The 12,084-nt window shown below is 58.0% G+C and carries 11 protein-coding genes; 7 read left to right on the forward strand and 4 right to left on the reverse strand.

Features of this window, described 5'->3' with window-relative positions:
* Window positions 1-348 precede the first annotated feature (348 nt).
* On the reverse strand, window positions 349-744 hold the full coding sequence (locus tag K7H21_RS13130) for a VOC family protein (protein WP_087829498.1): 396 nt from the start codon (window positions 742-744) through the stop codon (window positions 349-351).
* Between the two features lie 452 nt (window positions 745-1,196).
* Window positions 1,197-1,802 (reverse strand): glutathione transferase GstA, encoded by a 606-nt coding sequence (gene gstA, locus K7H21_RS13135; protein ID WP_087829495.1) that lies wholly within the window; start codon window positions 1,800-1,802, stop codon window positions 1,197-1,199.
* 120 nt (window positions 1,803-1,922) lie between these two features.
* Here gstA and K7H21_RS13140 point away from each other — a divergent pair, with 120 nt between their 5' ends.
* Complete coding sequence (locus tag K7H21_RS13140; RefSeq protein WP_004120983.1) at window positions 1,923-2,798, forward strand: LysR family transcriptional regulator; 876 nt, start codon at window positions 1,923-1,925, stop codon at window positions 2,796-2,798.
* 144 nt (window positions 2,799-2,942) lie between these two features.
* On the opposite strand, the gene tynA is transcribed toward K7H21_RS13140, so the two are convergent.
* Entirely contained in the window at window positions 2,943-5,201 is a 2,259-nt protein-coding gene (gene tynA, locus K7H21_RS13145) for a primary-amine oxidase (protein WP_049115381.1), read from the reverse strand.
* Window positions 5,202-5,406: 205 nt separating this feature from the next.
* Window positions 5,407-7,452 (reverse strand): phenylacetic acid degradation bifunctional protein PaaZ, encoded by a 2,046-nt coding sequence (gene paaZ / locus K7H21_RS13150; RefSeq protein ID WP_049115383.1) that lies wholly within the window; start codon window positions 7,450-7,452, stop codon window positions 5,407-5,409.
* Window positions 7,453-7,738: 286 nt separating this feature from the next.
* Between paaZ and paaA the strand changes: the two genes are divergently transcribed.
* Genes paaA through paaF form a run of 6 tightly spaced genes read left to right on the forward strand, consistent with a single transcriptional unit; the run spans window position 7,739 to window position 12,082 of the window.
* Window positions 7,739-8,668: a 1,2-phenylacetyl-CoA epoxidase subunit PaaA gene (gene paaA / locus K7H21_RS13155; RefSeq protein ID WP_049115385.1), complete on the forward strand. Its 930-nt coding sequence runs from the start codon at window positions 7,739-7,741 to the stop codon at window positions 8,666-8,668.
* Between the two features lie 11 nt (window positions 8,669-8,679).
* Window positions 8,680-8,967, forward strand: coding sequence for a 1,2-phenylacetyl-CoA epoxidase subunit PaaB (gene paaB / locus K7H21_RS13160; RefSeq protein WP_004120976.1), 288 nt, complete (start codon window positions 8,680-8,682; stop codon window positions 8,965-8,967).
* A 7-nt stretch (window positions 8,968-8,974) separates the two neighbouring features.
* Window positions 8,975-9,730 carry a 1,2-phenylacetyl-CoA epoxidase subunit PaaC gene (paaC, locus tag K7H21_RS13165; protein WP_004120973.1) on the forward strand — a complete coding sequence of 252 codons (756 nt, stop codon included), beginning with the start codon at window positions 8,975-8,977 and terminating at the stop codon, window positions 9,728-9,730.
* A gap of 12 nt (window positions 9,731-9,742) precedes the next feature.
* A complete protein-coding gene (gene paaD, locus K7H21_RS13170; RefSeq protein ID WP_004120970.1) occupies window positions 9,743-10,240 on the forward strand; it encodes a 1,2-phenylacetyl-CoA epoxidase subunit PaaD in 498 nt (165 codons plus the stop codon).
* A gap of 7 nt (window positions 10,241-10,247) precedes the next feature.
* A complete protein-coding gene (paaE, locus tag K7H21_RS13175) occupies window positions 10,248-11,318 on the forward strand; it encodes a 1,2-phenylacetyl-CoA epoxidase subunit PaaE (protein WP_004120966.1) in 1,071 nt (356 codons plus the stop codon).
* Window positions 11,315-12,082 carry a 2,3-dehydroadipyl-CoA hydratase PaaF gene (gene paaF / locus K7H21_RS13180; RefSeq protein ID WP_142982935.1) on the forward strand — a complete coding sequence of 256 codons (768 nt, stop codon included), beginning with the start codon at window positions 11,315-11,317 and terminating at the stop codon, window positions 12,080-12,082. Before paaE ends, paaF begins: the two co-directional genes overlap by 4 nt.
* The last annotated feature ends 2 nt before the right edge of the window (window positions 12,083-12,084 follow it).

The following is a 12,084-nucleotide window of genomic DNA, read 5'->3' on the forward strand; positions in this document are numbered from 1 at the left end:
GTCAAGTTCTGGTATGAGTGACCAGGCTTTTTAATATAATGGCTGCAAAGGCAGGCTAAAAGACACGTAGCTACCAGATCGCACACCAGGTTTAATAATCTCATTAAGGTGCGTCTTTAGAACGTATATCATCAATAATCACTTCTGCGACTACTTTTTACTTTGTCAGGATTAATATAGTGCATGACAAGCCCTGGTTTTATCACAAAAGCATCAAATCCCAGTCATGCTTTAAATTGTCAATGTCCGCTCCTGGCACGAAGCGGACCGCCTGAAGCGCCGTGAGGTCAGCTTTGAGCGAGAAACGAATGTTTATCTTACGGCAGGACGGTGGCAGCATTGCCATATTTATTGGGGCAATACCCACGCCTTGTTTTGTATAACCACCCTATATCCATCGAAGTCAACAAATGTCCTTCCGATCACATCCCAGTAAGGATTGAATGACGTGGTCATTCTAAAGCCAGCACCGATCATTCTTTCACAGGCAATTCCCCATTCTTTTTCTTCAGAGTAATAAAGAACGAGTAAATCTTCTTCTGTGTGTAAAGGTTGTACGGGATGGCTTCGGCAAAAAGTGAATTCTATGTGCCAGTCTAAGTCTCCCCTCCCTAGCATTATTCCATTGAAACCGTCATGATCGTTGAATTCAGCAATTTTATGCAGACCTAACCCCTTGCTGTACATCAGAAATGATCTTTCGAGATTGGCGACGGGTTTAGCAATACGCATATGAGTAAACATCTGTGTTCTCCAGGGAAAGATACTGCTTTAATGTTAAAATCCCGCCTGAGTTTACATGTGATTATACATTTCATTTGTCCATAAGAGCTTCCGAAATATCCTGCTTCGGCTTGCTGACGGTCCGCTTCTGACGCAAAGCTGTCTACCAAACTCCACCAACGCCCATTAGTTATAGCGTTAAGGCTGTGAGGGTAAAATATATTCCTGAGGTGTTGCACCCGATTGAACATGAAAGAGCGGCAGGCGCATTCCCCCGTATAAACAGAACAACGGCGACAAATTCGAACCCGGTTTTAACGCCGCTCAGCGTCTGAGCCGCATTACCGCTTTTTCTCGCCCGCCGTCATCATTCTAACAATCAGAATACTTGTCGTCCTCTTTGGTGAATGCCCTGTTTATAAGGCGTTACGTTTTTACGCAGTAATGCCTGAACCGTAATCCCCATACCAACCTTAAAGCGATGCCTCGGCCAGTAATGCGGCCTGTACCGCAGGACGGGCATTGATCATTTCCCTGTACGCCAATAGCACAGGCCAGCGCTCCAGTGAGATTGAGAAGAATCTACACCAGCCCAGCACAGTGAAAAGGTAGGCATCAGCCACGCTGAAGGATGGACCAGTCAGATAGGTTTTTTCGTTGAGAGTCGCCTGAAGGTAATCGAACTGTCGGAACAGCTTCTCACGAAAAATCGCTCTGACCTCTTCGGGCAGCGCGGGGTTGAACAACGGTGCCGAGCCAGCGTGTATCTCACTGGTGATAAAGTTAAGCCATTCCTGCAGACGCACCCGAGCCCAGCTGTCAGCGCGGGGCGCCAGGTCGTGCTCTGGTTTTAGATCGGCGAGGTACTGTACGATGGCCGGACCCTCAGTGAGTATCTGACCATCATCGAGTTCAAGGGCCGCGACATAGCCTTTAGGGTTAATCGTTCGGAAGTCACGACCATCAGCGGTGATCTTGCTTCTGTTGTTGACTCTAACCAGTTCAAACTCAAGTTGCAGTTCGCGCAGCACGATGTGCGGTGATAACGAACAGGTATCCGGGGCGTAATAGAGTTTCATTTTGTCTCCGTTAAAGGGGAAAAGCGGTCGGGGAACATCCTGAACTCACTGTATTTGAGGCGGGTTGCGCTGTAAAATTAATGATAAAGAAACTAACTATTAGCTGAGCTACTGACAATCATGATGAATCTTTTACATTGGCGCTTACTGGTGGCCGTGGCGGATGCCGGCAACATCTCGCGCGCCGCAGAGGAGATAGGAATGACTCAGTCCGGTGCCAGCCAGGCAATCGCCCAACTAGAAGCTTCACTGGGATTTCCGGTATTTATACGTGAGCGACGATATATCGGTGTGACCGCGCTGGGTGGGCAGGTTGTTGAACACGCAAGAAACATGCTTTCGCAGCTGAATGCCATCCGCGTACTGGCCGATGAGAGCCGGGGTTTAAATCGCGGGCGCATTCGCCTGGCCAGCTTTCCATCCGTGACGTCCACCTTGTTGCCCGGTCTGCTGCGGGACTTTAAGCGCCTGCATCCGGGTATTGATGTCGTCATCCTGGAAGGCTCTGACGAGGAGGTTGAGGAGTGGCTGGCCGCAGATACCGTTGAGCTGGGGGTGGTCATGAATCCCGACCCCGGCCGTGCAGACGTTGTATTAGGGCAGGATGCATGGGTAGCGGTACTGCCAGCCACTCATCGGCTGGCACACCATGCCAGGACGTCTGGCATAACGCTAAAGGCGCTGGCAGACCAGCCCTTTATTCTGGCGACAGGCGGATGCGCCGTTAATGGCAAAAGCCTGATGGAAAAGGCGGGTCTGCAACTTGCTGATATACGCGTGACGGTGCGCGACTGGATTAGCGCCTGTAAGCTGGTCGCGGAAGGGATGGGCGTCGCCCTTGTACCTGAATCAGCTCTGCCAGAGGCGTTGCGCAATCTGTGCGTGGTGCCAGTGACGCCTGCCATACACCGTGAGTTTCGGCTGGTTTGTTCGTCATCCGGAACGTCTTCCAGCGCAACGCAGGCGCTACTTAACGCGCTACGTAACCGAGGATGAGCGGGAACGCCGCGAACCGGAGCGTCAGCGATGAATATATGGCAAAAGAAGTTGAAAAACAGGGTATACCGGTCCTGCTGCCCGGGACATGTGCATTGACCGCGGATAAGTAAAAACGGCCCCATCGCTGAGGCCGTGACGTGCTTATTGTTTCTTCTCGCCCAGCGTCGGCGTCTCGTCAAAGAAGTTCCACGGCTTCAGCAGCGCATGCGCCCACTCGGTCGGCATAATCGGCCACTCCTCAGCCCGGGCCACGTGGGTGGTACCGGTGGTGATCCATACCACGTCATCATGGTTGTCCAGCGACTCGTCATCTTTCACGTACTGGCCGAGGCCGGTGTCGTGAATCGAACGGTTAGGGTACTTACCTTCCGGGAAGCGCTCGGTGGGATGATAGCGGGTGACCCACAGCTGTTTATCCATAAAGCTCAGACGATGGTAAATCCACTCATCTGGGGCGAATTTCGCTCCGGTGGCGACCGGATGTGTGCCGCCCGCGTAGGGGATAATCTGATACGACACCGGGTTACCCATCCGGTTTTCTTTGGTGGTATTGCTCAGCAGACGAATGGTGCCCGGGTCAAATTTCTGCGCCGCTTTCTGCTCGCTATCAAGGGTGTACTGATTGATCTGCATAGTGCTGGTGCGCGGGCCGCCGGCGGTGTTTGGCTTCACTTCCGGGTCCATGGCCACCAGCGTGTTGTTCTCGCCGTCGACGTCAAGATCGAGGCGGAAGTTGTAGATATGCTGGTGAGTGGTGCCGACAATATTATGGTCGATCAGCGTGCCGTAGCGGGTATCTTCTTTGGCGCTCGGGTCGTGCATGGTCTTCGCCTGTACGCCTTTGACCGCTTCGATGCCGGTGGCCCCGGCATCAATGCCGATGGTGCCGTTTTCGTGAAATACCCAGTCAAAGATGTAGTCGTAGTTGCCGACGGTGCTGATCCAGCGCACCACCAGCTCGCGGCGTTCGGTACTGACGTTCGGCTTGCCCATCTCCTGATGCTTATACTCCGGCCCGGCGTAACGTTCGAAGATGGCGATCGCGCGTGGGATGGTGGTTGGCGTGCCGGTATAGTCGGCGATAGTTTCATCCAGCAGGACCGCGTTGGACGGCGCATCTTTACCGCGGACGATAGGCGAGGTCAGGGTGCCCATGCCGTAGTCGCCGGAATCCAGATAGGCTTTAAAATACCAGCCCACGTCCGGGTCGCCGTAGGGGACGATCATCCCACCCAGCGAACCTTCATACATCACCTGGCGTTTTTTACCGTTATCGTTCCAGGTCACGGTAGACAAAATCGGCCCGACGCGGGAGTTCATCCGCAGATGGAAATCCCAGTTCCGCCAGTGAATCATATCGCCGGTGATGGTGTAGTTTTTGCCCTCTGGCTCAATGATCTCCAGCGGTTTCACCGTAGGCGCAACGCGGTCTCGGCCGTCATAGGGGCGGGCCGCCATCGGCACCGGGATCGTCGGACCCTCTTCGATTTTGATGATCTTCTTCTGCTCGAGGTCGACCACCGCCACCAGATTTTCAATCGGGTGCGCCCAGTAGTTGCCGTCGCCGACGTCGAGATAGCTGACCACTTTCAGCAGCCGCGCGTCCTGCTTGAGGCCATCTTTACCGTCGAAGTAGCCGACGGTCAGCGGGGTGGTAATCACCTTGCTCGGGTCGTCGATGCCGTGTTTTTTCAACACTTCGGCAAATTCGCTGCTGGCGTTGATGATGTTCTGCACGCTGGCGAAATCATCCAGCAGCACCATGCCGTGGGCGTCTTTAATCGGCGTCCATGAAAGGACCTTTTTATTCTGTAAATCCACCACCGCCTCAATAACGTGTTTGCCGTCGAGCATGATCACGTCGGCGGCGCGCGGGGCGTTGACCGGCGTGCCGTTGAGGGCAAAATCCCACACCGCTTTTTTATCCGGCTCGCGCAGGGAGATCTCGGTGAATCGGGTATTGGGCTTGAAATCCACCGCGGCTTTAACAATGGCGACCGCTGCGCTGATTTCCGCCGCTGACAACGAGTTCAGCGGGTGAGGGCGTTTTTCCACCTGGAAGGTCTGGTCAAGACCGGACTGAAACACGTCGTTGATAAAGGTGTCAGAAACCCACGCTTTGCCGTCTTTCATCACTACCGGCACCTGCAGCTCCAGGGTTTTACCATTGACGATGGCCGTTTTCGCCCCCGGTTTTACCTTTACGTAAGCGCCGTCTTTAATCAGGGTAAACATCTGCGCGTAGTCATCCCACTGAACGTCCGCGCCAAAATCCTGCAGGGTTTTGTCCATCGGGACCATATCGGCTTCGCCGCCGTGGGCGAACGCCGGGCTTTGCCAGGCGCAGAACAGAGCGACAGCTAACGCCAGAGCCGTTTTGCGGGGAGAAAGAATCGCCATTGAGACCTCACCTTATTGTTGTGTTGTGCTGTGCCGCTGCGAATGTCGGCTTGTGTATCGTTAACCTAACAGCGCTCTGCTCCCAGGCGTTTGCCTGCTTTTGCCAGGTTGTTTGTCAGTTTTGCCAGTTACAAAAAATGCCTCCGCAGAGGCATGAATATGGCGAAGCCCTGCCGGGCGACAAAGATGCGCGAATTTCTAATAATTACCCGGCAAAATCTCCCCGCTGGCGGGCGACCAGGGTCAGAATGGAATAGAGCGCGACCGCCTGCTGGTGCTGGTTAAAAATCTCTACCGCCCACTCGACGACGCCGGTCGCTTTCTCCTCCGCGCTGCGCTGGTGTTTCACCGTTTTGCGTTTGCAGGTCAGGCGTACCTGGATGGTATCGCCCGGCTTCACCGGCTCGATAAAGCGCAGATTTTCCATCCCGTAGTTGGCGATCACCGGACCGACTCCGGCGTCAACAAACAGCCCGGCAGCGGCGGAAATCAGGAAATAGCCGTGCACCACCCGCTCGCCAAAAATCGACTCCGCGGCGGCAATCTTATCCATATGAGCGTAAAAGTGATCGCCGCTCAGGCAGGCGAAGTTGACGATATCCGCCTCGGTCAGGGTGCGGCGAGGCGTCAGCAGGCTGTCGCCCGGCTGGATCTCCTCAAAATATTTACGGAACGGGTGAATGCGGTCTTCCACCACCTGCGCGCCGCGTACCCACTGCTGACCGATAGCGGCGAGCATCGTCGGGCTGCCCTGAATCGCGGTGCGCTGCATATAGTGCTTCACCGCCCGCAGACCGCCCAGCTCTTCGCCGCCGCCGGCGCGCCCCGGGCCGCCGTGAACCAGCTGCGGCAGCGGGGAGCCGTGGCCGGTCGATTCTGCAGAAGAGGCTTCGTTCAGTATCTGAATACGTCCGTGGGCGCGGGCGGCGCCGAGAATAAACGTCCGCGCCAGTTCGCCGCTAGCGGTCACCAGCGTTCCGGCCAGGCTACCTTCGCCGGCCCGCGCCAGGGTCATGGCGTGCTCAACGGTCTGATACGGCATCAGGGTGGCGACGGGACCAAACGCTTCAATAGCGTGAACCGCCGGGGTTTCGTCCGGCTGCGGGCAGTACAGCAGCGTTGGCGGGAAGAAGGCCCCGGCGGCGCTGAGATCGGCCTGGCCGCCTAGCAGCACGTCGCATCCGGCGGCCACCAGACGATTGACGTTATCCTGCACGTCCTGACGCTGTTCGTTGTTCACCAGCGCCCCCATCTTCACGCCTTCCTGCGCCGGGTCGCCAACCACCACGTTTTGCAGGCGTGCAATAAGCGCGTCGCTCACCGCTTTCACCTGCGCCTGTGGCACGATAATCCGGCGGATGGCGGTGCACTTTTGCCCGGCTTTTGCCGTCATCTCTCGTACCACTTCGCGAATAAATAGCGCGAACTCCGGCTGCTCCGGCGTGACATCGTCACCGAGTACGCAACAGTTCAGCGAATCCGCTTCCATGGTGAAGGGAATGGACTTCGCGACCAGGTTGGGGTGCACCCGCAACTGCTGTCCGGTATGGGCCGATCCGGTAAAGGTGACGACATCCTGGCCATCGAGATGGTCGAGCAGATCGCCCGCGCCGCCGCAGATCAGGCTGATTGCGCCTTCCGGCACCAGCCCGCTGTCGATAATCATTTTGACCATCGCCTGCGTCAACTGCGCGGTGGCGGTAGCCGGTTTGATGATGGCGGGCATCCCGGCAAGCCAGGTGGGCGCCAGCTTTTCCAGCATCCCCCAGCAGGGAAAGTTAAACGCGTTGATATGCACCGCCACGCCGGACTTCGAGGTCAGGACGTGGCGGGCGGCGAAGCCTCCCTGTTTTGACAGCGGGATCAGCTCATCTTCCGGCCACAGGGTATCGTCCGGCAGCTCGCGGCTGCCGAGACCGGCGTAGGTGAAAAGGGTGCCAATGCCCCCTTCGATATCTACCCAGCTATCGGCGCGTGTGGCGCCGGTTTCGGCGGAGATCGCGTACAGCTCCGCCTTCTGCTCCAGCAAATATCTGGCGAGCGCCTTCAGCATCGCGCTGCGCTCAATAAAGCTCATCGCCCCCAGCGCCTTGCCGCCGCGCTCGATCGCGAAGCGTCGCGCCTGTGCCATATCCAGACCCGCACTGGTGACTTCCCATAGCGCTTCACCGCTGATGGCGTGATGGATGGTGCGCGCGTGGCCCCGGCCGGTCTGCCACGCGCCGGACAAGTAGCTGGCTAACTGCTGCATGGTTTATCTCCAGATGTGTTACGTGAAATATCTATAAATAGTTCTTTGGTGAATCATAAAAATCAAGTTTGAATTTAATAATTTATTAACAATGCGATCGCCGTCTTTCGGTGGGATTGTCTTAATTAATTGTTAATAATGGTTTTTACAAAAGCTTTTGCGGTAACTGTCACAAAAAACATAAACAAAATTTGTGGTTTTATTTAACCCGAATGTAACTTTTATAAAACAAAGTGATTCGAAAATTAATTTAAATCGAATTTATTGGAATCATAAAGGTGATGACGTGACAGAAGAACAACGCTTTGACCAGCGCATTGCGCAGGAGACGGCCATTGAACCGCAGGACTGGATGCCGGAAGCCTACCGCAAAACGCTGATCCGCCAGATAGGCCAGCACGCGCACTCGGAAATTGTCGGCATGCTGCCGGAAGGCAACTGGATCGCTCGCGCGCCGACCCTTAGGCGCAAAGCGATTCTGCTGGCGAAAGTGCAGGATGAAGCCGGGCATGGCCTGTACCTCTACAGCGCGGCGGAAACCCTCGGCTGCGCCCGCGAAGACCTGTATCAGAAAATGCTCGACGGCAAGATGAAGTACTCCTCCATTTTCAACTACCCGACCCTGAGCTGGGCGGATATCGGCGTGATCGGCTGGCTGGTGGACGGCGCGGCCATCGTCAATCAGGTGGCGCTGTGCCGGACCTCCTACGGACCCTACGCCCGGGCAATGGTCAAGATCTGCAAAGAGGAGAGCTTTCACCAGCGCCAGGGATTTGAAGCCTGCATGGCGCTGGCGCAGGGCAGCGACGCGCAGCGGCAGATGCTGCAGGACGCCATCAACCGTTTCTGGTGGCCGGCGCTGATGATGTTCGGGCCGAACGACGATAACTCGCCAAACAGCGCCCGCAGTATGGCGTGGAAAATCAAGCTCCACTCGAATGACGAACTGCGCCAGCGCTTTGTTGATAACACCATTCCGCAGGTGGAGATCCTCGGCATGACCGTGCCGGACCCGGATCTGCAGCTGGATGAATTCACCGGCCACTACCGCTTTGGCGCCATCGACTGGCAGGAATTTAACGAGACGATTGCCGGGCGCGGGATCTGCAACCACGAACGCCTGGCCGCTAAACGCAAGGCATGGGAAGAGGGCGCGTGGGTGCGGGAAGCCGCGCTGGCGCACGCGCAAAAACAACGGGCCCGCGATGCCGCGTAAGGAGAAGGAAGATGAGCAAAAACGACTGGCCGTTATATGAAGTGTTCGTTCGCAGCAAGCAGGGGTTGTCGCACCGCCACGTCGGCAGCCTGCACGCCGCCGACGACCGGATGGCGCTGGAAAACGCCCGCGATGCCTACACCCGCCGCAGCGAAGGCTGCTCAATCTGGGTGGTGAAGGCCCGTGAAATTATCGCCTCGCAGCCCGAAGCGCGTGAAGAATTTTTTGATCCGGCGGAGAGCAAAATCTACCGCCATCCGACCTTCTACACCGTGCCCGATGGCATGGAACATATGTGAGGCGGCGATGAACAACGACAACCCCGTTGCCGCTTATGCTCTGCGCCTCGGCGATACCGGCCTGGTGCTGGCTCAGCGTCTTGGCGAGTGGTGCGGCCATGCGCCGGAGCTGGAGATCGATCTGGCGTTGGCCAATATCGGTCTCGACCTGCTGGGGCAGGCGCGCAATTTTCTTAGCTACGCCGCCGACCTGGCCGGCAGCGGCGATGAAGACACTCTGGCCTTTGGCCGCGACGAACGCCAGTTTTGCAATCTGCTGCTGGTGGAGCAGCCAAACGGCAACTTTGCCGACACCATTGCTCGCCAGTTTTTTATCGATGTCTGGCACGTGGCGCTCTATGGCCGCCTGGTCAGCAGTCGCGATACGCAGCTCGCCGCCATCGCCGCCAAGGCGCTGAAAGAGGTGCGTTATCACCAGCGCTTTAGCCGCGGCTGGCTGGAACGCCTGGGCAACGGCACGGCGCTTTCCGCGCAGAGAACGCAGGACGCGGTCGATAACCTGTGGCGCTTTACCGGCGAGCTATTCCAGGCCGATGCGCTGGAGATTGAGCTGAGCATGCAGGGCATCGCCGTCGACCCGCGCGAGTTACAGGCTGAATGGCAGGCGACGGTCCGCGCCGCGCTAAGCGATGCCGGTTTGTCGATCCCCGAGGAAGCGCCGTTTCGCCACGGCGGCAAGCAGGGGCTGCACAGCGAGCATCTCGGGCCGCTGCTGGCGGAGATGCAGTATTTACAGCGCGCCTATCCCGGTCAGCGTTGGTAGCAGGAGGGGATTATGCAACGTCTGGTAGATATCGCTCCCCCGGAGATCCACGCCGTCTGGGACGTATTAAGCGCCATTCCTGACCCGGAAGTTCCGGTGCTGACGATTACCGACCTCGGTATGGTGCGCAGCGTGGAACGCCGAGGCGATGGCTGGGTGATTGGCTTCACGCCAACCTATTCCGGCTGCCCGGCCACCGAACATCTGCTGGGAGAAATCCGCGCGGCGATGACGGCAAACGGCTACGCGCCGGTGCATATCGTGCTGCAGCTGGACCCGCCGTGGACTACCGACTGGATGGGGCCGGAGGCCCGGGAACGTCTGCGCCAGTACGGCATCAGCCCGCCGCAGGCTCATGCCTGCCATGCCCATATGCCGGACGAGGTGATCTGCCCGCGCTGCGCTAGCCGACACACCTCGCTAATTAGCGAATTCGGTTCCACGGCCTGCAAAGCGCTGTATCGCTGCGACAGCTGCCGGGAACCCTTTGATTACTTTAAATGTATTTGAGGTTGCGATGACGACATTTCATTCGCTTACCGTGGCGAAAGTGGAACCGGAAACCCGCGACGCGGTCACCATCACCTTTGCCATACCCGACGCGCTGCGCGACGCCTATGCCTTTCGTCCGGGCCAGCATCTGACGCTGAGAGCCCGCCTCGGCGGCGAAGAGCTTAGGCGCTGCTACTCCATTTGCCGCAGCCGCGCGCCGGGTGAAATCAGCGTGGCGGTGAAGGCTATCGACGGCGGGCGCTTCTCGCGCTATGCCCAAAGCGACATTCAACCGGGGATGGCGCTGGAGGTGATGGTGCCGCAGGGTCACTTTGGTTACCAGCCGCAGGCCGGGCGTCGGGCCGACTACCTGGCGATTGCCGCCGGCTCCGGGATTACGCCGATGATGGCGATTATCGATGCCACCCTCGCCAGCGAAACCGACAGCCGCTTCACGCTGATTTACGGTAACCGCAGCAGCCACAGCATGATGTTCCGTCAGGCGCTGGCCGACCTGAAAGACCGCTATCCGCAGCGTTTGCAGGTGGTGCACCTGTTCAGCCAGGAGTCGATGGACAGCGATCTGCTGCAGGGGCGCATCAATGGCGACAAGCTGCGCGAACTGGCCGACCATCTGCTGGACTTCAGCCGCTTTGACCATGCTTTTATTTGCGGCCCGGCGGCGATGATGGATGAAGCGGAAATGACCCTGCGCGAGCTGGGCGTCCCGGAGAAAGCCATCCATCTGGAACGTTTCAATACGCCGGGCAGCAGCGCCAGGCGGGCTGCTGGCGTACAGGCGGAGGGCCGCTCGGTCACGATTCGTCAGGATGGCCGCGACCGCATCATTGCCCTGAGCGCTGAGGACGACAGCATTCTTGACGCCGCGCTACGCCAGGGGGCGGACCTGCCGTTTGCCTGTAAGGGCGGCGTGTGCGCCACCTGTAAATGCAAAGTGCTGCGCGGCGAGGTGGCGATGGCCGCTAACTACAGCCTTGAAGCCGACGAAGTGGCGGCAGGCTACGTGCTGAGCTGCCAGGCGCTTCCCACCAGCGGCGACGTGATCGTCGACTTCGACGCGCGGGGGATGGCATGAGTGAACTGTTGATTGCTCGCCACGCGCGCGTACTGCAGCTGACGCTCAATCGTCCGCAGGCGCGCAACGCGCTGAATAACGCGCTGCTGACGCAGATCGCCGACGTGCTCGACGCGGCGGCGCTGGATCCGACGGTTGGCGTCTGCGTCATCAGCGGCAACCCACATTTTTTCGCCGCAGGCGCTGACCTGAACGAAATGGCGGAAAAAGATCTGTCCGCCACGCTCGATGATATTCGCCCGCGGCTGTGGGCGCGTATCGACGCCTTCAGCAAACCGCTGATTGCTTCGGTTAACGGCTATGCCCTCGGCGCCGGATGCGAGCTGGCGCTGCTGGGCGATCTGATTGTTGCCGGCGATAACGCCCGCTTCGGCCTGCCGGAAATCACCCTCGGCATTATGCCGGGCGCGGGCGGCACCCAGCGTCTGATCCGCACCGTCGGTAAGGCGCTGGCCAGCCGGATGGTCTTGAGTGGCGAAAGCATTGATGCTCATCAGGCGCAACGGGCGGGGCTGGTATGCGAGGTTTATCCGCCAGCGCTCACTGATGAATATGCGCTTGGCCTGGCGGCAACCGTTGCTCGCCACTCGCCGCTGGCGCTGCGCGCGGCTAAGCAGGCTTTGCGGCTGTCGCAGGAGGTGAGCCTGCAGGCCGGGCTTCAGCAGGAGCGCCAGCTGTTTACATTGCTGAGCGCGACCGAAGATCGCCGTGAAGGCATCGACGCCTTTTTACATAAACGTACTGCGGAATTTAAAGGACGCTAATC

It is taken from the genome of Klebsiella sp. CTHL.F3a (genome assembly GCF_019890895.1).
GTDB classification, from domain to species: Bacteria; Pseudomonadota; Gammaproteobacteria; order Enterobacterales; family Enterobacteriaceae; genus Klebsiella; species Klebsiella grimontii.